Raw genomic sequence first — 21,173 nt, forward strand, 5'->3', positions numbered from 1 at the left:
CAAGGACCCATCATGATCGATTTGAAAACATTTGCCGATTTGGCCGGTCAGCCAGTTGGTGAATTCTCCCCTAAGCCGACGACTGTAACGCCTGGCCAAAAGGAAGCTTCCGCCCCGCTTTGGACCTCCGCCGATGGGTTGACGCATATTGGCGTATGGGAATGCACGCCAGGTGTCTTTACCGCGGATCGCACGAAATCAGCAGAATACTGTCACATCATTTCGGGGACTGCGACCGTCAAGAATAGTGACGGCAGCGGTCAGCGCGACCTTGGCCCAGGTGACCTGCTGATCCTTCCGCTGGGCTGGACCGGCGAATGGACGATCCATACCCATATCCGGAAACTGTATGTGATCAACGCGGTGGCATAAGTTTCGGTTCAGCCTGAAAGACCGCCGGGCTCAATCGATCCCACCTAGTAGGAACGTGGCATGCCAAGCACATGCTCCGCCAGGTAACTTAGGATCAAATTCGAGGATATCGGCGCGACCTGATACAGGCGCGTCTCCCGGAACTTGCGCTCAATGTCATACTCCTCGGCAAAGCCAAAGCCGCCATGTGTCTGAACACAGGCTTCTGCTGCCATCCAGGACGCCTCTGCGGCCAGCATCTTGGCGATATTCGCTTCCTCGCCACAGTCTGCGCCAGCCTCATACAGACCAGCGGCGTGATGGACCATCAATTCAGCAGTTCGCATATGCGCATAGGCCTTCGCCAAAGGAAACTGGATGCCCTGATTCTGGCCGATTGGGCGCCCGAACACGACCCGTTCGCAAGCATAGGCCGAAGCCTTTTCCAGGAACCATTTCGCATCCCCAATGCATTCCGCCGCGATTAAGATGCGTTCAGCATTCATGCCAGACAGGATATAGCGAAAGCCCTTCCCCTCTTCGCCCAGCAGGTTTTCGACAGGGACCTTAACATTTTCAAAAAAGACTTCTGTCGTTGAGTGATTCATCATCGTGCGGATCGGCTTAATTGTCATGCCATCCTTCTTTGCCTCACGCATATCGACGATCAGGACGGACAATCCGTCAGAGCGTTTCTTGACGTCCTCTTTCGGGGTTGTCCGCACCAACAGCAGCATAAGATCTGAATGTTCAGCGCGGCTGGTCCAAACCTTCTGACCATTGACGATGTAATGATCCCCCTCACGACGCGCAAAGGTGCGCAGGGATAGCGTATCGGTGCCACTGGTCGGTTCCGTGACCCCGAATGCCTGAAGGCGCAACTCTCCAGACGCAATCTGAGGGAGATAGCGCTGCTTCTGCTCGTCATTTCCATGCCGCAGGACCGCCCCCATCATATAGATTTGAGCATGACAGGCGGCGCCATTGCCCCCTTGCCTCTGAATCTCCTCGAGGATTGCAACGGCCCCGGACAGCGCCATGCCAGAACCACCATATTCTTCAGGAATCAAAACCGACAGATATCCTGCGTCAGACAAGGCCTTCACAAAATCGCTGGGATAGGCCGACTCCCTGTCCAGCGCGCGCCAATATTCAGGTGGAAAGTCTTGGCACAGCCTACCGATGCTCTCTCGGATCTGAACAATCTCTTCATTCTCATTGAGGGATTTAAACTGCATGGAATCCTCTTAACTCTTGGAAAGGCTCCCACGCATCATGCGGTTACAGAAAGCTCAAGAAAAGCCGAAACAAGGCAGACCATCATATAGGACAAAAAGCTAAACCCTTATGGTGCATTTAAAATTCTGGTTGCACTTGTATCGTGTAACATTGGACAGAATGAATGAAGCAGCGGCCAGATAACAGACCGACCTTCGGCATGGCCCCGTTGCCCCGGTGCTCAGAAACCGTCGCGATTTTAACCTAAATTGCCGTCTTTCTCGCTCGTTATGCGACGATATTTGAAAGCCCATAAAATGGCGGCAACTGGAAAGAAAAGGCCCGCCCAGGACAATACGTCAAACAACCCATCATCCAGCAATCCCGCGATGAGACCAACCAGTGTCAAAATCGCTAAGAGCAACGGGATTGCGAAAATCTGCCAATTGGTTTTGGCGGTAATGCGACGGTGCTTCATGACCGACTTCCGGAAAACTGGGCGGAATGAGCAGATGATTTGGTCTCTGTTTCGGGGCGCACCGTCTTCATTTTTCCCAACCACAGATACAATCCGCTGACCAGGATGACGATAGCCAGGATATCCAGAATGGCCCACAGGACCTTCATCGGCATCCCACCATAATCCCCGAAATGCAGCGGAGAGGACAATCGAAGCGCCGTCATATACCAGGGCATTGTGCGCATCGCGGTCAATTCGCCCGTTTCCGCATCTATCAGGGCCGGTGTCAGCAATTGGCTGGTTGCTGGCGTCGCGCCACGCAGCCAGACCGCGTAATGGTGGTCACTGCTGAACCGGACGCCTGGAAAAGCGACGAATTGCGGGCGCATGCCGGGACTTGCAGATTTTGCGGTCTCAACCACCTCATGCAGTGAAGAAAAAGTGTCTGGCGTTTCTTTACCGCCATAGATCTGTGTTAGTTCTGAAAGCTGTTGCCAACGCCACAGATCAACCAGGGGCGTTGATATCGTCTGGATTATTCCAGTCACCGTAACAACAGTCAGCCACATCATGGTCACGATGCCCAAGAGGTTATGAAGGTCCAACCATGTCTTTCGGGCCACACGCTTAACTGATGTGCCACCTGTCGGGGATATCGTCTTTACATCGCCAGCCAGTGCTGCGGAATCCCGCCTACCGCGAACGCGCAGCGTCCCAAAATCCAGCCGCCGCATGAAGGGTGTATAGACAACCACGCCAGAAACAATCGCCAGGATCATAAGGAACCCCATCAGGCCCAGGAAATATTCCCCCCAGGGCCCAAGGAACATATCAGTATGCAGATCCAGGATGAAATGCATGATCCCGTCATCGGTAATCGCACCAACAATTTCTGCCGTGCGCAAGTCGATTGAGGTGATGTGCATCTGTTCCAACGTCGATCGCGCCACCGGACCGGTCGTGACATTCACGACCGGTCGATCAACATCAAAACTCATGAACAGGCCACGCTCTCCCGGATAAGTATCCAATGCTGTCTGCAAAGCCTCGTCCAAAGACTTCAAAGGCGTTCCGGCCGGCATTTCAGGCAGGGCCTGATCCTCTTCCAGAAGACTTTCGATCTCGTCATGAAAGATCAGCGGCAGGCCTGTCAGGCACAGCATCAACATGAATACTGTGCAGACAAGGCTGGTCCATTTATGCAACCAGATCCAGACTTTAAGCGAACGGTTAGACATTGGCGGCTGCTCCGGCTTCCCTCTCACCCCATCAGAAATTGGTTGAAACGGACAGTTTTCCTGTCAGGGGCGCCCCTTGCGTCAGGTATCCACCCTGCACGGAAGCCCAATAGGCATTATTCGTCACATTTTCGATATTCGCCCGGAACGTAACGTCCTGGCCATCAAAGGTCTGGGTCGTGCGGGCACCAATGTCCAACCGTGACCATTCAGGGACCCGTTTTGTGTTGGCGGTATCCTGATATTGCGTTCCGGTATAGATCATCCGGGCGCTTAGTGTGGTTGCGCTGAGATAGGGAAGGTCCCATTCGACACCCATATTGGCCTGATATTGCGGTGCGCCGACTGCGAAATTGCCATCATTGTTGCCACCCGCCGTTTTGGACAATTCTGCCTGAGTATAGGTGACACCGCCCAGAAGATGGAGGTCCGGGGTCAGGTCCCCAAAGGCTAATAGTTCGATGCCTCGGTTTCGCTGTTCACCATCAATGCCAAAGACATTTGTGGTCGGATCGGTGATCCCGCTGGGTTGGCTGGTCTGGAACACAGCCGCTGACCCACCGATTGTCCCATAATCCAATTTCACCCCAGCTTCATATTGTACAGAGACATAGGGGGGGAAGACCTCGCCAGTATTTGCCGCCGTGGTCGGTGCGGTTGGTCCCTGGGCCAAACCTTCGATCCTGTTGGCATAGAGTGAAATCTGTTCCGTTGGACGGATCACCAGGCCGACGACCGGGGATAATTTGGATTCATTGTAATTCGACGTTTCCCGAAGGCTGGTCCGGTTATAGCCCTTCACCTTGACGGTCTGGTGTCGCGCGCCCAGTGTGACCAGCACTTGATCGTCAACAAATCCCAGCGTGTCCGAGACGAAATAGCTTCTGAGCCAGGATTCACTGACTTTTGGCAGGTCCTGCAGGTCCCCACCGGTGGATGTCGCGTTGGGAATGGACACGCTGACTGGATTATAGATGTTCGTATTTTGACTTGACCCGAAAACGAAGGAGTTGCGGTTGACCGTGTGGAAAGCGGACATGCCCGCATTCATCTGATGGGTGACATCACCGGTTTCCGCCTGAGCACGCCCCCCAAACTGACCGCTTAATGTCTGATCCTCACGCGGCACGTCCAACCGGCCGATTGTTGCGTCTCCGGCAACATTCGTCACCGTTGGGCTGGCATAAATTCCGTCCTCACGCATAAAGCGATAGCCAACCGCGCCATACAGGGTCAGCGAGTCCAGCACATCATATTCACCCCGCATCTGGATGAAGCGATCTTCCAAGTTAGAAAAGGAATAGTCTGTCCCATAATTGGTATTCGCATCAGGCGCGTCGGGAATGACCGACGAACTGACATTGACGACCGGGCGCCCCTTGTCGATCCGCTGTGATTGCAGCAGCGTATCCAGGGTCAATCGCACCTTTTCACCGCGATAATCCAAGGCCGCAGAGGCAAGGCGAGAGGTGCGTTCCTCGTCGTCAATTGCAGTTTCGCCTTGTCGTGAAGAAAGATTGACGCGCATGCCAAACGCATTGTCAGCCCCAAACCGGCGACCGACATCTGCATGCCCGCCAAATTCTGACGTCATGCCATATTTACCGGTCAGAGAGGTTATCGGTGTGTCTTCAGCACGCTTTGGCACCAGATTAATAGTGCCCCCCGTCCCGGTGCTTCCCGGCGGGATACCGTTCACAAAGGCACTGGCCCCCCGAAACACTTCCACCCGTTCATAGGCGTCGATATTGGCGATCTGCCGAGGTGTCGTCCCGTACAGCCCGTCCATCGACACATCTTCCATGGCCAATGGGAAACCACGCACCACAAAAAGTTCTGAAAAGTTCCCAAAACCATACCCGCTTCGAACCGACGGATCATTGGCCATCACATCCGCAATTGATTCCGCCTGCTGATTGCGGATTGCCTGCTCTGTATACCCGGTCGCGCTGAACGGCGTTTCCATCATGTCCTGATTTCCCAGCACCCCGATCCGGGCGCCCCGCGCCACCTGACCACCGGCATAGGGGCTGGGCAGATTCTCGATGTCGGATAGGGGGGAGGTTCCGGTTCCCGCTACCGTAACGGGATCCAGCAAGATCGTTGATCCCGTTTGTTCGGCACGCTTTTCGATGGCGATGGTCGATCCATCGGCCATGCGATAGGTCAGATCGCTGCCGACCAAAAGCGTCGCCACGGCCTCGTCTGAGGTCATTTCGCCCGTCACAGCAGGGGATTGAATACCGCGCACAAGGGCTCCATCCACCGTCACCTGAAGCCCGGATTGTTGCCCGAATACGGCCAGCGCACTGGCCAAAGGCTGTGCCGGAATATCATAGTTCTGAACAGATCCGGCGTCGGCCTGGGCCAACTGCAACGGTGTCACGCCCCACAACGGGGCCTGAGAAGCGGCAAATGACTGTTTTTGAGTCTGTAAACCCTGCGGTTGGGCTTCTTGTGCTGCCACTGGGCCATGGCTCAGCACGGCAACCAGCGCCGTCGTCACCAATAGGGCGCTGACTCTCAAACTCCGGTTTTTGCGAATATTGCACGCACAGTTTATCGCCATTGTATCTCTCCGGTCTTAATTCTGATTGGCAGAAACAGATCGTCTTCGCATGGCGATGGCTGTGCGAATGCGTCTTATTTCCATTGTTCTCCTGCAGAGACGATGGCCGAGAGCGCCTTTCTAAAAAAAACTTTTAGAAAATTTATATACTGTTGATTTTAAAAGATTCTTTTATGTTTCGGATAAAATCAGAAACCAGGGCGTGACACGCCACAGCGTCAGGTTATGCGCCAGGGCGACCGCCCGAACCGCATTTTCCGGGTCGGTAAGACTGTAGTATCCTGTGATCGGTCGATCTGCCAGACCCGGATTGGCCAGGATCACAGCGCCGGGAAGATAATCCTGTAATTGATCAAGGACCGCGCCCAACGGTTCGTCCTGAACAACAAGTCGGTCTTCCCGCCATGCCGCGACCTGAGACGGGGAAATTACCCGCAGCGCAACCGCCCCCAATCGGTCAATAGACGCAGATTGGCCCGCAATCAGGGTTTCAGAAACCGTCTGGGTGGCTGAGTGATAGTCAATCCGCACACTGCCTTCACTTACCGCGACCGTATTCCCGTAATCATTCAAGCGAACCGCAAATTGCGTTCCCGTGACCGTCGTGACGAGGTCACCACTGAAAACGCGGAATGGCCGGTCCGAATTCTTTTCGACCGAGAAGTAAGCACTGCCGGAAAGCAGATCAATACGGCGCTCCTTTGTCGTAAAGTCAATGGCAAGGGATGTTTCCGGTGCCATCGTGACCGTGCTGCCATCCTGCAATGTGACGGTGCGTGTTTCAGCCGTACCAGTCACGTAATCAGATTGAAGCTCCCTTGAAATAGTTGGCAGAAATGCGAGCAACAGACAGGCCGCCACCGCAAGCCCCACCAAGGACCCCCAGCCACGGGGCGGGCGGTTTTGGTTTCTGACGGATCTCATAGACCTGCCAACCGTCGCATCGGTCGCTGATTTTGCCAGGGTCTTCTGGTGTCCCCAAACTTCCTTGAATACCGGTGGGGTGTCACGAATCATAATGTCGACCTGTCCGCTCGCCTGCCAGGCCTTGGAATGAAGAGGAGAGGCATTTAACCAGGCCGAAAACGCTTTCTGCAAATCGGGGTCGTCCGGGTCGTCCTGCAACAGGATCAACCAGTTTGTCGCCTCCCGTGACGCGGTTTCCAGTGCTTGGGGCGGGTCGTCGGTCATGCTGTTCCTCAAACTGCGGCAATTGACGGAAGCCGGGCGAGCGCCGACCCTGTGATAAATAAAGCCATCCATTGATAAAGGACGGTTACCATGCGGTATTTTCTAGAAAATAATTGAGTTACAGGATCAAGGCCACCCCAAGCGTCGCTTGCAATGGTCTACACCCTCTGCAACCAATATATGCGCCATCGGCAGGGATATGTTCAAGGTGGCGGCAATCTCGCGCAGTTTGAACCCACCAATACGGTGCATTTCCAGCGCAATGCGGGTTCGCCTGGGCAATTCCGCCATCGCATCCTGAACCTGCGAAAGCTGATCCCGATACAGGGCAATCGTCTCTGGCGTTGCCGTTGACGGTGCGTCGTGCCCCCCCTGACCATCGTCGCGCTGGTTTAACAGGGTCCGCTGTTCCCGCGCGGTTTTACGATGACCATCAATCGCCAGGTTACGCACGATCCGATACAGATAATTTCGGGGTTCATCCAGCCGCCGCCGGTCGGTCGCCTGGGACAGGCGCATCCAGGCTTCCTGGACCAGATCTTCCGCATTGGCGCGATTGCCGGTTAATCCTGACGCATAATCGACCAGTGCCGCCCTATGCGTTAGAAAAAGGTCCTGTATATTGGCATTCTGTCCCAAACTGAACGATCCTTTATCGATCCTGAACGCGACGGACAGCCTGTGACCCAACTGTCAGCCTGATAGAAATCGATCGTATTAATACTAATAATCATTCGCAAATTAATCTTGTAGCGGTACATATCTCGCAATGCAACAGCCCTATACACAGGCGGACCATCCGCACCGCGTCCGGCGATTGAACATTGGGACACCGCACGGCACACCGATATCTGTCGTGCCGACCGGAAGAATTCAGTTTAGGAACGCATTTTAGGCTGAGAGTAACATTCCCTGGGCCTGATTACTGGGCGCACGATGAAATTTTCCATCCTGCATGATCGCCACAATGCGCTTCTTGTCCTGCAATATCCGAACATCGCGCAACGGGTCCCCATCGACCAGAAGCATATCTGCCAGATAGCCTTCTTTGATCTGACCCAGCTCGTTGCCCATGCCCATGATCTGGCCGCCCAGCTGGGTGGCAGACTGAATCGCCTCCATCGGGGTCATGCCAATCAGATCGACAAAATATTCAATATCCTTGGCATTCGTGCCATGCGGCGTCCAGGCGAAGCCATAATCACCGCCGATCAGAACCCGGATACCCCGCTTGCGCATTTTCTGCATGGACTCGACAGCATGTTCCAACTCACGCTCATAGGCATCGGTAATCGGTGTACCGGGTTTGATGCCAAATTCCCCTGCATTGCGGGCTGTATTCAACAACCAGGCCAGGCCCGGTGCGACGAAATGTTTGTCCTTATTGGCTTCCAGCATATCCAGCGCTTCTTCATCGGTGAACGAGGCGTGATAGATATTGTGAATGCCAAACTGAACGCATTTCTTGATTGATTCCTTGGACCTGGCATGGGCGGCAAGGCGACGTCCCCGGCTGCGGGCCTCATCACAGGCGACCTTGATTTCGTCATCGGTGAACTGATTTTCTTCAGCCCCCATGCCCGTAATCTCTTCCCCCGACAAGTTCAGCTTGATCGTATCAACGCCCCATTTCATCAAAATACGAACATTGCGGCGCATGTCTTCAACGCCCGATACCACAATGCCCAGGTTAAGGCCTTCATGATCAATATGCGGCAGGGATGCATCCCCCAGGCCCCCGACAGAAGTAAGCTCCGGCCCGGCGGCGGTATAGCGTGGGCCCGGCACCTTGCCGGACCGAATGGCGTCACGGATCACCACATCCAAACGTGGCTTAGCTGCCGCCGCCCCGCAGCCAGCGGTGAAGCCTGCATCGAGCACGATTTTGGACATATAGACGCAATTGAGCATATGCTCTTCAATCGGCATCATCTGAATGGGATTAATCCCCGGCGCATTGTTCCAGCTGAGATGCAGATGCGCGTCTATCAGCCCTGGCATCAGGGTCATGCCACGCCCGTCGATCCGGGTGCTGCCAGTGGTCGACCAACTGTTCAGGCTGCCGCCAAAGCCACTGCCCGTCCGGGTGATGGATTTAATCCGATTGCCCGATACCGTGACCTCCCCTGAAAAGGGTGGCTCACCCGATCCATCCAGGATCTGAACATTGCTGAAGACTATATCAGAGGGACCTGCAGCAGCATCGCCACCCCTGCCGCCCCAGCCACTGAACCGGTTCTCTGCCATGATTTCTCTCCCTTTCTAACGGGGTCCCCTCAGGCTCAGGCCTGGGCGGCCTCCAATGTTTCCAGCAACAGGGCGGATGACCGCGCCGGCGCCTCAATCATCATCCAATGCCCAACATTGGGCAGCACTTCCAACCGTGCACCCGCAATCCGGTTCTTCAGCGCCGTTCCCATTGCAACAGGGGCAACCGGATCTGCATCACCAGCGATCAGAAGGGTCGGGCAGCGGATGGCGCCGTGATCTGCAGGCTCCATAGTCGACAAAGCCTCACAATGATGGGCATATCCCGCCGCATCCTGGCGCATCAAACTCTCGCGCACGAAGGCTGTCGTAACCGGGTTTTCAGCCCGCGATGCCGCAGACAGGCTGCCCTTGCAAACAGCATCCGCAATCCTTGCCATACCGTCCTTGCGGGCAGCAGCCGCGCGTTCCTTCAATCCCTGTCGCGCGGCGACGGGCGGCTCCAGAATGGCACCGAACAAGGTCAGGCTGCGCACAAGCTTTGGACTGCTTGCCGCAAGATACTGACACAGGATCGTCCCCATGGAATGGCCAACGAAATGCGCAGATTCTACGCCCGTCACGCGCAGGGCATCCTGAATGGCTTGCGCCAGACCTGGCAGGCCCTTTAATCCGGGGCGCAATCCGGACCGACCGGCACCGGGCAGATCAGGGCGCAACACACGATAGTCCCCCAGATCTGCCATTAGCGGCTGGAAGCTGTTTGAACTGCCACCAAGTCCATGGACCATTACCACCGCCTCACCGGTGCCCGTATCCTCAATCACCATACTGCCCAGTCGCACATCCGCCATGATCAATACGCCTCAACCGGGTTTTCCAGGGTTCCGATCCCCGATATCTCGACCCGAACGACATCGCCCGGCACCATATATTTCGGCGGCTTGAAGCCAATGCCGACACCTGCTGGCGTTCCCGTGGCGATCACGTCCCCCGGCTGCAAGGTGATGCCATTGGACAGGGCGGCGATGATCGTCGGAACATCGAATATCAGAAGCTTGGTGTTCGAATCTTGGCGTATCTCACCATTCACCCAGCATTTCACTGTCGTGTCGGCCAGATCCACTGCATCGGCGGTTACAGCCCAGGGACCCATTGGACAGAAACTGTCCTGCGATTTCCCGATCAGCCATTGGCTGTGCTGACCCTGTAAATCCCGCGCGGTGATATCATTGACGATCGTATATCCCCAAACATGAGACAGCGCCGCTTCTGGTGCGATGTTGCGCCCCCCTTTGCCGATGATCACAGCAAGCTCTGCTTCATAATCAATGGCGGTGGAGACACTGGCATCAATGCGGATCGGGTCACCCGTCCGCACGACACATTCCGGTACCTTTGAGAAAATGATCGGTGCTTCCGGGATCGCCCCTTTCGCCGCTGAACTGTCAAAACCGGACGAGGCGAATTCATGCGCATGATCGAAATAATTCTTTCCAACGCAGAAAATATTGCGCCGTGGGCGGGGAACAGGGGCCAACAGGGACACATCTGACAGCGCCAGAACTTCCGCCGTGGCGGGTAGATCGCGCCCAATCAAGGCGGTGACCCCCGCTTCCGCCACTGCATCGGATGCGATATCCAGACGTGTCACCGTGTCTTCTGATTCTGAGACAACGCCGATATGACGCGCACCCTTCCATTCAAATACTGCAAGTTTCATGATCGGCCTTTCTATCGATACAAATCATCTGGAATTAGGATGGAAGCCCCGGTGGTCTGGCGACCTTCCAGGGCGCGATGGGCCTGGGCCGCATCGCTGAGCTTGTAACGGCGGGCTGGTTCAATTGCGACAATGCGCTGATCGATAGCCTGGAACAGCCGTTGCGTAATTGCCTGCACCTTTTCTGGTGTGTCGGTATAGTGGGCGAAATTCGGGCGCGACAGGGTGATCGATTTCGCCGCCAGCGAGCCGATATCCCATGCCCCGATATCGCCGGAAGCCTGGCCAAAACTGATCAGGTGACCACAGGGCGCTAATGCTTCCACAGAATGCGCGAAGCTGTCGCGACCAACCGCATCATAGATCACATCTACGCCCCGCCCCTTGGTGAGCGCACGAACCTGGTCTTCCAGGCTGTCTGCACCGGGCAGAATTACATGATGCGCGCCAGATGCGCGGGCAAGTCGCGCTTTCTCATCGGTTGAGGTCGCACCAATGACAGTCGCCCCCAGATAGGCCGCCCATTGGCATAACAGCCGCCCCACACCGCCTGCAGGCGCGAAGATCAAAACGGTCTCCCCCTTTTGCACCGGATGGACACGATGCAGCAGGAATTCAGCACTCATGCCTTTCAAGAGGCCCGCCGCAGCGGTCGCATCATCAATGCGATCTGGCAACGGAATGACCAAAGCCGCCGGCATGGTGCGTATCGTTGCATAGGCACCAACAGGTGGACAGGCATAGCCAACGCGCTGACCGACGGAGAGATGACGCACACCGGGTCCGACATCGATCACCGTGCCCACAGCTTCCATTCCCGGCACGCCCGGCGGCGACAACAGTTTGAAATATCCGGTCCGGCAGTAGACATCGATGTAATTCACTCCGATGGCGGTCTGCGCCAACCGAACCTCGCCGGGACCTGGAACAGGGGCTTTAATCTCGACCGGCTGCAATTCGTCCGGCCCGCCATAGCGTTTGATCCCCATGGCCATGCCATCCATGCCCGGACCAGCCTGCGATTGAACAGAAGGGGCGCTGGGGGTGGATGAGGCGACCCGCTTGCGGATTGCCTCGAACCCCGCGACATAGACACCATCTGCGACCAGCGCCGCCAATTCATCCGCCCGCCCCTTTGGCGCATCAAAGCGTGAGGTCCAGGTGCAGAAAGTCCCGTTCCCGTCGGTAACAGGCTTTAGCTTGATTTCGGCAATGTAATTCTGAAGCGGCACATCGCTTTCAACAATGGCATAGCGCAGGCTGTGGTCCTTGTCAGACAGGGATAGCAATTGTTCGCGCAGCCCTTCCCCGGACTCCAGTTTGAAATTACGAACCGCCCCAATCTGGTCGGTCTTCCGTCCAGCTTCCAGGTCGCTGCGCGCGACGGCGGGGTGCCAGCGGTCATGACCGTTAAAGTCCCGCAGAATCGCCCATACCGCCGCAAGGGGCGCCTGGATGACAGTGCTGCGGTGTACCGTGACCATGGGTCAGCCCCCGAACCGGCTCTTCAGGGCATCAAATCCGCCCTGAAACACGCCGCCGCCAATAGAAGCAGTCAATTCCGCTTCCCGTTCTGGCGCACAGTCGAAATCAGCATACCATTCTGCGAAGCATCGGTTGCCATCCGTGACGGGGCTCAATTTCATCACAGCGACATAGTTTTCCACGCCCATCGGACTTTCCAGGATCGCATAGCTGCAACTGAAGTCATAGTCCGACAGCGCCAAAAGCTGTTCGCGGATGAACCCGCCGTCTTTCAGGCGGAAGGCGCGCACACAGCCGACCTGATCTGCGGGGCGGCCTTCTTCGATGCGGCTTTCTGCAATGCTCGGATGCCATGCGGGCAGCGCATTGAAGTCACGAACCACCTTCCAGACCTGATCCACCGATGCCGGGATGATGGAAGACGCATAGACATGGGTCATTCATCATCCCCCGACTTCTTCTTGCTGCCCTGGGCAGCAGTGGCCAGACTTTGGGCATCCTTGGCAGACCGGAAGATATCCCCCATTTTCGCGACATTGGGATTTTCCACACCGATCTGCTTCATCATCTCATCAATAAGCGGGGCCTGTGCGCGATACCGCAATGCGCTTTCAATCACCTCATCGGTGGGGGACCGACTGCCCCCACCATTACCATTGCCGCCGCCCAGACCATCGACATGCAGAATCTTGATCCCTTCGATGTTTTCCAGCGGCCGCACGCTTTCGCGCACGATGCCTTCCAGGCGATCAATCATCTTGCCACGCAAGGCGCCAGCACGGGCATCCTCGCTGAGCACATTTTCGGCTTCATTGCGCAGACGTTGGGCCTCTGCGGCAACACTGGCTGTGATCTTCTCAGCCTCTGCTGCGATGACGGCTGCATCCGCATCCTTCTTGGCCAGCAACCGGTCCACAGCCGCGATGCGTTCAGCCATTTCCGTTTCGCGGACGGTGCCAACCTTCTCTTCCGCCGCAACCGCCTTGGCGCGCGCACCTTCGGTTTCGACCATTGCATCCGCTTCAGCCGCCTGCTTCTGCAGGATACCGATATGTTTCTCAATTTCCGCCAGTTCCAGGGCCAGAGCACGCTCAATCTCCAGGCGTTTCAAATCGCGCTGCTGCAGGATACGGGCTTCTTCCAGGCCACGATTGGACGCAATACGCGCCCGCTCGACCTCTTCTTGAGCGGAAATCTCAGTCTCTTCGATAGCCTGACGCTGGGCAATCTGTTGCGCGCGCAACAGGCGATCCCGTTCGATACGGGCCTTATCCAATACCTGTTCCTGGGCAATACGCGCCGATTCCACCGCCTTGTTTGCAGAAATCCGTGCGGTTTCCACTTGCTGGCCCCGGGCAATCTCATGGGCCTCAATTTCCTCATCCGCCGTGATCCGCGCATCGCGCAATTGACGTTCAGAAACGATCTTAGCCCGTTCCACATCCTCACTGGATGCAATTTCGGCTGTTTCGATTTCATGGCGTTGTTTGATCTGTTGCGTGCGGATTTGTCTTTCGCGCGCGATCCGGGCCGCCTCCAAGGCCTCTTCCTGGGCGATCCGAGCTTGTTCGATTTCCAACTGCGCCTTTATTTCCGATCCCTCCAGGGCACGGCGACGGTCAATATCGTATTCGCGGGTTTCGCGTTCGCTGGCGATCCGGGATTTTTCCGCCTCGGCCTCCATCGCGACACGATTGCGCACAATCTCCATTCGCTGTTCCGCACGCAGGGCTTCCAGCGCACGTTCCTGGTTCAGGCGCGAATTCTCGCTTTCCTGTTCCAGGTGCAGCGTCTCTTTCTCTGCCGCCAGATTGCGTGTGCGAATGGCAACCATCGACGATTGTTCGATGTCATTGCGCAGCTTGCGCCGTGACTCGATGGTTTCAATCAGCTGCGTCAAACCTTCAGCGTCAAAGCGATTGGCCGGATTGAAGAATTCCAGATTGGTCTGGTCCAAATCCGTAATCGCAACGGATTCCAACTCCAGCCCATTGCGCGCCAGCGCCCCAGCAGCACGCTCTTCAACGATGGAAACAAAGTCGCCGCGCTTTTCGTGCATTTCATCCAAGGACATCTCAGCAGCAACCGACCGCAAGGCCCCGACGAATTTCCCGTTCAGCAGATCCGCCAGTCCCGCTGGATCCATCGTTCGACGGCCCAGGGTTGACGCGGCCGCTGCCACAGCATCGGGCTTCTGGATAACACGGACGAAAAATTCGGCTTCGATATCCACGCGCATGCGATCGCGTGTAATGACAGCCGATTCTTTCGTGCGCGAGACGGAGATGCGCACCACGTTCAGATTGACGGGCGTCACCTCGTGGATGATCGGCAGGACCAGGGCCCCACCATTGATCACCACTGTCTCCCCCCCAAAGCCGGTGCGCACGAAGGCGACCTCTTTGGTTGAGCGATGATAAAGCCAGTTCAATAGATAGACGACCACCGCTATTGCGATGATACCTATGATGAGCCACAGAATTATTGATCCAATCAGACCGGTTGTCATGGTCACACCTCCTCCCTTCAGGCGGTTCGAATTGCCTTGAAGGCTTTCGTTTGTTCGGTAAGCGCTATTTCTGTCGGCAGACGCTCCATAGAGGATGCGCCATAGAAACCGTGACAGTTTTCAGTATTGTTCAGAACGTATTCTGCATCCTGTGGCATCGCGACCGGGCCGCCATGGACAAGGATTATCGCATCCGGGTTGACCTTCAGCGCAGCCTCTGACCAGGCATTGACCAGCGCCGGGCATTCTTCCAGCGTCAACGCCGTGCCCGCCCCGATTGACCCACCCGTGGTCAGCCCCAGATGGCACACGATGATATCAGCCCCCGCCTTTGCCATCGCCGTCGCGTCGTCTTCATTAAAGACATAGGGCGTGGTGAACATGTCTTTTTCATGCGCCAGTCGGATCACATCCACTTCCTGGCCATAAGACATTCCGGTTGCTTCCAGATTGGCCCGGAACGTCCCATCAATCAGCCCGACCGTTGGAAAATTCTGAATGCCGGAAAAGCCGATGGCCTTCACCTGATCCAGATAATGATCAAAGATACAGAACGGATCGGTGCCATTCACCCCGGCCAGAACCGGCGTCTTTTTGGTGACGGGCAGGACTTCATGGGCCATTTCCATCACCACATCATTGGCATTGCCATAGGCCATCATGCCGGACAGAGAGCCCCGCCCCGCCATGCGATACCGCCCGGAATTATAGATCACGATCAGATCAATACCGCCTGCCTCTTCGCATTTCGCAGACAGGCCAGTGCCCGCCCCGCCCCCAACAATCGGTACGCCCTTGCGCTTCATATCCTGAAACTTCTCAAGCAGGTCTTTTCGTTCAAACCGCGGCATAACGGGTATTCCTTTTCATCGGGTTTATCTCTTCCAGCGCCTCAATCGCTGCACGCGCGAAAGCTGGATCATTAATATGGTGGGAAACACGAATCAGGCGGCGATTGCCCCCTTCCTGGAACCGGGCGGTCAAGGCATCAAACAGGGCCTTATCCGCCGCTGGGTCATGGAATGCTTTGCCCGGCGCATCCAGGGCCGACACGCCGCCTTCCGGGATCAGGAACCGCACAGGTCCGGTCATCTCATTCAATCGACTGGCAATCCAGTCGCCCATTTTGGCATTCTCTGACGCGGTAGTGCGCATCAGGGTGACTTGCGGGTTATGTTCCACAAAGACCCGATCCTTATACTTTTCCGGAACAGTATTGCGGGCCCCGAAATTCACCATATCCATCGCCCCCAGCGACCCGACATAGGGAATGCGGGTGCGGATGATGGCCCCGAAGCGATCCTCTGTCGCGGCGAATACGCCCCCACACATCATGTCGCAAATCTCTGTCGTGGTCAGGTCCATGACAGCAGATAACAGACCGCTATCTGCAAGCTTTTCCATCGACCGCCCCCCAACGCCGGTCGCATGGAAGACCTGGCAGTCATACAGGTCATCCAACTGCGCGGTGACTTGCTGGATTGCCGTGGTCGTCACCCCGAACATGGTCAGGCCCAGCCCCGGCTTGGCAGGTATTTTGTCGCGGGCAATTTTGTCCGCAGCCGCGCGTTTCACCATGCCGACCATCGCATTGGCACCATTCGCCAAAACCTGGCGCGAAATCTTGTTCAGCCCCTGCACGTCGGTTACGGAATACATCATCATAATGTCAGAAGGCCCAACATATTGCCCGACCTCTCCAGAGGCGACGGTAGAGATCATCACCTTGGGCATGCCAATCGGCAGGCGACGCATCGCCGGGGTGGCAAGTGCCGTACCGCCGGAACCCGCCGCAGAAATGATCCCGCCAATACCGCGCTGGCGCGCAATCCAGTTTTCAAAGGCATCCGCCATGGCCCGCACGGCGGTCCCACGATCCGTATCAAAAACCGCTGAGGATCCCCCTTTGTGGTAGGGCGCAACCAAATGAGGGGGAACATCGGCGCTGGACGGCTTGCCAGACGTTGAAAGGTCGACGGTGCGCACCCGAAGACCCTGGGCGGCAATGCAGTCACGGATATAGGACAGTTCAGCGCCCTTGGTATCGAATGTGCCAACCACATAGACGTCATTGCCAACCAGCGATTCCAATGGGGTCAGCGGTTCTTTGAATAAGGGCTCCGGCTTGGTATCAAAAGGCCGAACCCGTTCTGGCGGCTTTGATGCTGACATGTCAGCGGGCGCGGCTTCACTTCCTTCAGACCAGCGCGCCGCAGACCACCGTGTCGGTGGCACATAAACCAGGCTGGGAGACGGTGGCTTTGCCAAATCTTCCGCTGGCTCTTGCGTTTCAGGGTCTATCTGGGGAACTTCCGCCGTTGGCTCCCATGCCGGAAGGTCGACGTCTTCGTGAGAATGGCGACCAACGCCCAACAGGCGCTCCTGCAGAGCCCGGTCATTTGCCAATTGTGCGGCGGGCATGACACGGCTGATTTTGCCATTGACCATAATCGCCACATCTTTGGCAATCGACGTGGCGACAGAGATATTCTGTTCGATCAGAAGGATCGCAACATCGCTTTCTTCGGTCAGCCGAACCAACAATTCTTCAACCTGATCCACGATGACAGGGGCAAGCCCTTCCGTTGGTTCATCCAGAACCAGCAAGCGGGGGTCTTGCAAAAGGGCGCGGGATATCGCCAGCATCTGCTGCTCCCCGCCCGACAATTGAGCTCCGCCATTGCGCTGACGTTCCGCCAGGCGCGGGAACGTGTCGTAGATACGCTCAATCGTCCAGGCACCACCGCCGGTGTCGGACAATCGTAAATGTTCATCCACTGTCAGTGACGGCCAAAGACGGCGACCCTGCGGCGTATAGCCAATTCCTTTACTGGCAATTTTGTAAGGGGGCTGACCGATCAGTTCCTCCCCCAGAAACCGGATTGATCCGCGCCGGGCAGGCTGTAGGCCCATGATCGTATTGCATAATGTCGTCTTACCCATGCCGTTGCGCCCGACGACGGCATGGACACCTGCCTCCAGGGTCAGGTCCACCCCTTGCAGCGCATGGGACTGACCGTAGTAAACGTGCAGATCCCGCACCTGCAAGACGGCAGAAGAGGCATTTCTGACGGGGGTTCGATTAGCCATGGGCATTCCCCAGATACAGCTCCTGCACCTCTGGATCGTTTTCGATCTCGTCAGGCGTGCCTTCCTTGAAGATCCGGCCATTATGCATCATCGTGACACTACCCGCGACGCGCAGCGCCACATCCATATCATGTTCGATAATTATAAAGCCCATATGCTCAGGCAGTGATTGCAATATCTCAATCAAATCGGTGCGCTCTGTAGGCGACAGCCCCGCTGCGGGTTCGTCCAGCAGGATCAGGCGTGGTGCGCCCGCAAGCGCCAGGGCAATTTCAAGCTGGCGCTGTTGGCCATAACTCAATTCAGAGACCGGTCGGTCTTTGACATCATCCAGATGAACGGCAAGCAGCAGCGTCTCCGCGCTTTCCATCGCCGTATCGGACCGCCCCGGCCGGCGCAGCGAAAACCGACCCCGGCTGACACCGCGACAGGCAAGGTAAATATTGTCGATCACGCTCAGCCCGTTAAACAACAGGGAAATCTGATAGGTACGGCGCAGGCCGCGACGGATTCGCTCCTGACTGGGCAAATCCGTCACGTCCTCACCAAACAAACGCACACGGCCCGTGGTTGGCGGAAAATCCCCTGTGATCGCATTGAACAGAGTGGTCTTCCCCGCCCCGTTTGATCCCAGGACCGCCCGCCGCTCTCCCGCCTTTACGGTTAAGTTAATATCCGCCAAGGCCACCAATGCGCCAAAATGGCGACTGACAGCTTCCAGCTCCAGCGCATAACGGCCGGTGCTTTGCAGACGGGAAAGGGCGTTCGTACCAACCATGATCCGTGCTAACCCTTAACCACAGGTCGGGTTTTCACGACCAACCTGGCCGTATTTCAAGAATTCATCATAAGACAGGCCCAGGGTTTGAGAGACCTGTGGGATAACCTTGATGACCTTGTTGACCAGATTCCCATCCGGGCCGACGATCACTTCTGACAGGAACATGTCAGCAATGGCGTTGCGACGCTCGTCCAGGCTGACCTTACCAGTTGGCGTGTCGAATTCCAGATCGGACAGAACAGCCCGATATTTCGCACCACCATCAGACAGGTCGCCATTCACAGCGTCCAGACCCAAAAGAGCGGCCTTGGTGTTGATGTAATAGGCATGAGCAAAAAGCGACGGTGATGGGAAACCATCAGGGAACTGCTTCTTGTAAGCAGCAACAAAAGCATTCCACGCTGGATCGTCCCACGTATCCGAAATCGGGCCAGCAGAGGGTGTGCCGATGATGAAATCCCGGGTCCGGCCCTTGGAGCCAAGCACGGTTTGGTCAACGGTGATGGAACCACCGATCAGCGGGGCGCTGCCGCCCGCCTGTTCATACTGCGTCAGGAAGTTGACGGCATCAGCCCCGCCCAGCGCAACAAAGATGGCATCCACATCATCTGGCAATGCTGCAATGACGGAGGAGTAATCCTTGTTGCCAATCGGAACCCAGAAGCGGGCGTCAACCGGGGCTTCCCCGCCCAGACGACAGAAGGGTTCAAGGAACCCAAAAACCTGCGTATAGGGGAAGGAGTAATCTTCGGCCAGGACCGCCACTTTACGGTAGCCCTTCTCATTATAGGCATATTCCCCAAGACCGGCCATCCATTGTGCACCCTCAGTGCCAAAGCGGAAGAAGTTGTCGGCCGGGTTACGCAGCGTCGTATCCTGAGCGGCCGATGAGCCATTCAGGAAGGTCACTTCCGGGTGGGTTTTGGCGTAATCTTTAACCGCCAGACCTTCGGAACCAGACAGCGGGCCCACCAAGACCTGCACGCCATCTTGTTCTACCAGTTTGCGGGCGGCCCGTACGGCACTGTCAGGAGACGCATCAGACGAGCCTGTTATCAGGTCAATCTTCTTGCCGCCTGCTGTATAGTTGAACTCTTCCAGCGCCATTTTGACGCCCCGCATACCATCTTCACCCAACACGGTGAATGCACCTTCCAGGGTTGCGAGCGCACCCATCTTGATGGTGTCCTCAGCCATGGCCGGGCTGGCAAACGACAGGATCGCCGCCGCTGCTAGGGCCTTTTTACCGATACCAAGCATAGTAACCTCCCTTAAGGTTTGGTTTCTTCCAACGATCCAGCGGCATGCCGGTCGTTCGTCTTTGTGCTGCCATATCCTGACCGCACTTTTCTTCCGAACCGGATCTTGTCACGCGTCCGATTCCAAAGTCCCAACAACCCATCGGGCGAAAACAGCACGATGAGCAAAAACGCCACCCCGATCACGGTGTTGAACCGTTCCCGGTCAATCAAATCGATGGCGAAATTCTCTAAAAGCACAAAGGCAATCGCCCCCAGGAACGGCCCGATTGGATGGCGCATTCCACCAACAACGGCGATGACCAGGATGTCGATCACAACATCCACACCGACGGAGCCAGGCGATATCCGGCCATTGAACCAGACCATCAGAACACCCGCCGTCCCCGCAATAACACCCGACATAAAGTAAGCCGCGATGCGATGCAGGGTGACGTCATAGCCCAACGCCCGCATCCGGCGCGGATTGTCGCGGATCGCCTGCAGGCTGAGCCCGAAGGTCGAGCGTGAGGCATAGAGCACCGCAAAGAAAAATCCCGCAGCGATAAAAAGCGTTAAATAATAGAAGGGCACCGGATCGCGCCAATACACACCCAGGACCGTTGGGGGTTCGATGCCTGCAAAGCCGGTAAATCCATTGAACACCGGATAATTCTGTCGCACGAAATAGAAGAAGGCGACCCCAATCGCCAGGGTGATCATGATGGTATAGATCCCCTCTGTGCGCACTGAAATCGCGCCGATAAAAGCACTGAACAATGCCGCAGACAGGATGGCAACGGGGGCTGTCATCCACCAGGGCCAGCCCAGCCCCATCACATCCATGCTGTTATCGCCCAGGATGGCAACCAGATAGCCTGCCAAGCCTGCGACAGTCATCTGCGCCAGGCTGACCATCCCGCCATAGCCTGCCAACATCATCAGCGATAAAGCGATGGTTCCCAGGATCAGGGAATAGGCACCAATCTGATAGGTGAAGAAATCAGACGAAAAGGCAGGATAGGCGATCAGAAAAACCGCCAGTGCCAGCTTTGCCGGATGTATATCGCTGAGAGAAAATCCACCGGAAAAGAGCTGCCGTGAATCCATGG

18 protein-coding genes are annotated in these 21,173 nt (G+C 56.3%); 1 reads left to right on the forward strand and 17 read right to left on the reverse strand.

Annotation, left to right across the window (positions count from 1 at the left end):
- Positions 1 to 12: 12 nt before the first annotated feature.
- Positions 13 to 372, forward strand: a complete 360-nt coding sequence (locus ACOSDM_RS12810) for a cupin domain-containing protein (protein ID WP_420724928.1) — start codon at positions 13 to 15, stop codon at positions 370 to 372.
- Between the two features lie 44 nt (positions 373 to 416).
- Here ACOSDM_RS12810 and ACOSDM_RS12815 read toward each other — a convergent pair whose 3' ends face one another.
- From ACOSDM_RS12815 to ACOSDM_RS12895, 17 genes are all read right to left on the reverse strand, one after another.
- Positions 417 to 1,589, reverse strand: a complete 1,173-nt coding sequence (locus ACOSDM_RS12815) for an acyl-CoA dehydrogenase family protein (RefSeq protein ID WP_420724929.1) — start codon at positions 1,587 to 1,589, stop codon at positions 417 to 419.
- 239 nt (positions 1,590 to 1,828) lie between these two features.
- Entirely contained in the window at positions 1,829 to 2,047 is a 219-nt protein-coding gene (locus ACOSDM_RS12820; protein ID WP_420724930.1) for a hypothetical protein, read from the reverse strand.
- Positions 2,044 to 3,267 carry a PepSY-associated TM helix domain-containing protein gene (locus ACOSDM_RS12825; RefSeq protein WP_420724931.1) on the reverse strand — a complete coding sequence of 408 codons (1,224 nt, stop codon included), beginning with the start codon at positions 3,265 to 3,267 and terminating at the stop codon, positions 2,044 to 2,046. Before ACOSDM_RS12825 ends, ACOSDM_RS12820 begins: the two co-directional genes overlap by 4 nt.
- A gap of 31 nt (positions 3,268 to 3,298) precedes the next feature.
- On the reverse strand, positions 3,299 to 5,794 hold the full coding sequence (locus ACOSDM_RS12830; RefSeq protein ID WP_420724932.1) for a TonB-dependent siderophore receptor: 2,496 nt from the start codon (positions 5,792 to 5,794) through the stop codon (positions 3,299 to 3,301).
- A 213-nt stretch (positions 5,795 to 6,007) separates the two neighbouring features.
- Positions 6,008 to 7,027: a FecR family protein gene (locus tag ACOSDM_RS12835; RefSeq protein WP_420724933.1), complete on the reverse strand. Its 1,020-nt coding sequence runs from the start codon at positions 7,025 to 7,027 to the stop codon at positions 6,008 to 6,010.
- A 126-nt stretch (positions 7,028 to 7,153) separates the two neighbouring features.
- Complete coding sequence (locus ACOSDM_RS12840) at positions 7,154 to 7,666, reverse strand: sigma-70 family RNA polymerase sigma factor (RefSeq protein WP_420724934.1); 513 nt, start codon at positions 7,664 to 7,666, stop codon at positions 7,154 to 7,156.
- Between the two features lie 252 nt (positions 7,667 to 7,918).
- On the reverse strand, positions 7,919 to 9,274 hold the full coding sequence (locus ACOSDM_RS12845) for an amidohydrolase family protein (RefSeq protein WP_420724935.1): 1,356 nt from the start codon (positions 9,272 to 9,274) through the stop codon (positions 7,919 to 7,921).
- 35 nt (positions 9,275 to 9,309) lie between these two features.
- On the reverse strand, positions 9,310 to 10,089 hold the full coding sequence (locus ACOSDM_RS12850) for an alpha/beta fold hydrolase (RefSeq protein WP_420724936.1): 780 nt from the start codon (positions 10,087 to 10,089) through the stop codon (positions 9,310 to 9,312).
- A gap of 2 nt (positions 10,090 to 10,091) precedes the next feature.
- Positions 10,092 to 10,958, reverse strand: coding sequence for a fumarylacetoacetate hydrolase family protein (locus ACOSDM_RS12855; RefSeq protein WP_420724937.1), 867 nt, complete (start codon positions 10,956 to 10,958; stop codon positions 10,092 to 10,094).
- 11 nt (positions 10,959 to 10,969) lie between these two features.
- Positions 10,970 to 12,442, reverse strand: coding sequence for an SRPBCC family protein (locus ACOSDM_RS12860; RefSeq protein WP_420724938.1), 1,473 nt, complete (start codon positions 12,440 to 12,442; stop codon positions 10,970 to 10,972).
- A gap of 3 nt (positions 12,443 to 12,445) precedes the next feature.
- The gene (locus ACOSDM_RS12865; RefSeq protein ID WP_420724939.1) at positions 12,446 to 12,883 is read right to left on the reverse strand and encodes an SRPBCC family protein; all 438 of its coding nucleotides are present in this window, start codon (positions 12,881 to 12,883) and stop codon (positions 12,446 to 12,448) included.
- A complete protein-coding gene (locus tag ACOSDM_RS12870; protein WP_420724940.1) occupies positions 12,880 to 14,952 on the reverse strand; it encodes a flotillin domain-containing protein in 2,073 nt (690 codons plus the stop codon). The genes ACOSDM_RS12865 and ACOSDM_RS12870 overlap by 4 nt, the downstream gene beginning before the upstream one ends.
- Positions 14,953 to 14,969: 17 nt before the next feature.
- Positions 14,970 to 15,803, reverse strand: coding sequence for a phosphoenolpyruvate hydrolase family protein (locus tag ACOSDM_RS12875; protein ID WP_420724941.1), 834 nt, complete (start codon positions 15,801 to 15,803; stop codon positions 14,970 to 14,972).
- Positions 15,790 to 18,042: an ABC transporter permease gene (locus ACOSDM_RS12880; RefSeq protein WP_420724942.1), complete on the reverse strand. Its 2,253-nt coding sequence runs from the start codon at positions 18,040 to 18,042 to the stop codon at positions 15,790 to 15,792. The genes ACOSDM_RS12875 and ACOSDM_RS12880 overlap by 14 nt, the downstream gene beginning before the upstream one ends.
- Positions 18,035 to 18,820, reverse strand: coding sequence for an ABC transporter ATP-binding protein (locus ACOSDM_RS12885; protein WP_420724943.1), 786 nt, complete (start codon positions 18,818 to 18,820; stop codon positions 18,035 to 18,037). Before ACOSDM_RS12885 ends, ACOSDM_RS12880 begins: the two co-directional genes overlap by 8 nt.
- Before the next feature lie 15 nt (positions 18,821 to 18,835).
- Entirely contained in the window at positions 18,836 to 20,083 is a 1,248-nt protein-coding gene (locus ACOSDM_RS12890) for an ABC transporter substrate-binding protein (protein ID WP_420724944.1), read from the reverse strand.
- Positions 20,084 to 20,094: 11 nt separating this feature from the next.
- Positions 20,095 to 21,171, reverse strand: a complete 1,077-nt coding sequence (locus tag ACOSDM_RS12895; RefSeq protein ID WP_420724945.1) for a branched-chain amino acid ABC transporter permease — start codon at positions 21,169 to 21,171, stop codon at positions 20,095 to 20,097.
- Positions 21,172 to 21,173: the final 2 nt, after the last annotated feature.

The sequence above is a fragment of the Hwanghaeella sp. LZ110 genome (genome assembly GCF_048892525.1).
In the GTDB taxonomy this organism is placed as follows: domain Bacteria; phylum Pseudomonadota; class Alphaproteobacteria; order UBA8366; family Aestuariispiraceae; genus Pacificispira.

Bases quoted from the DNA above. Each gene is read 5' to 3' on its own strand.
- ACOSDM_RS12865 (WP_420724939.1), bottom strand. From the start codon at position 12,883: ATGACCCATGTCTATGCGTCTTCCATCATCCCGGCATCGGTGGATCAG.
- ACOSDM_RS12855 (WP_420724937.1), bottom strand. From the start codon at position 10,958: ATGAAACTTGCAGTATTTGAATGGAAGGGTGCGCGTCATATCGGCGTT.
- ACOSDM_RS12820 (WP_420724930.1), bottom strand. From the start codon at position 2,047: ATGAAGCACCGTCGCATTACCGCCAAAACCAATTGGCAGATTTTCGCA.
- ACOSDM_RS12895 (WP_420724945.1), bottom strand. From the start codon at position 21,171: ATGGATTCACGGCAGCTCTTTTCCGGTGGATTTTCTCTCAGCGATATA.
- ACOSDM_RS12850 (WP_420724936.1), bottom strand. From the start codon at position 10,089: ATGGCGGATGTGCGACTGGGCAGTATGGTGATTGAGGATACGGGCACC.
- ACOSDM_RS12870 (WP_420724940.1), bottom strand. From the start codon at position 14,952: ATGACAACCGGTCTGATTGGATCAATAATTCTGTGGCTCATCATAGGT.
- ACOSDM_RS12890 (WP_420724944.1), bottom strand. From the start codon at position 20,083: ATGCTTGGTATCGGTAAAAAGGCCCTAGCAGCGGCGGCGATCCTGTCG.
- ACOSDM_RS12835 (WP_420724933.1), bottom strand. From the start codon at position 7,027: ATGACCGACGACCCGCCCCAAGCACTGGAAACCGCGTCACGGGAGGCG.
- ACOSDM_RS12825 (WP_420724931.1), bottom strand. From the start codon at position 3,267: ATGTCTAACCGTTCGCTTAAAGTCTGGATCTGGTTGCATAAATGGACC.
- ACOSDM_RS12810 (WP_420724928.1), top strand. From the start codon at position 13: ATGATCGATTTGAAAACATTTGCCGATTTGGCCGGTCAGCCAGTTGGT.
- ACOSDM_RS12885 (WP_420724943.1), bottom strand. From the start codon at position 18,820: ATGGTTGGTACGAACGCCCTTTCCCGTCTGCAAAGCACCGGCCGTTAT.
- ACOSDM_RS12845 (WP_420724935.1), bottom strand. From the start codon at position 9,274: ATGGCAGAGAACCGGTTCAGTGGCTGGGGCGGCAGGGGTGGCGATGCT.
- ACOSDM_RS12815 (WP_420724929.1), bottom strand. From the start codon at position 1,589: ATGCAGTTTAAATCCCTCAATGAGAATGAAGAGATTGTTCAGATCCGA.
- ACOSDM_RS12875 (WP_420724941.1), bottom strand. From the start codon at position 15,803: ATGCCGCGGTTTGAACGAAAAGACCTGCTTGAGAAGTTTCAGGATATG.
- ACOSDM_RS12880 (WP_420724942.1), bottom strand. From the start codon at position 18,042: ATGGCTAATCGAACCCCCGTCAGAAATGCCTCTTCTGCCGTCTTGCAG.
- ACOSDM_RS12860 (WP_420724938.1), bottom strand. From the start codon at position 12,442: ATGGTCACGGTACACCGCAGCACTGTCATCCAGGCGCCCCTTGCGGCG.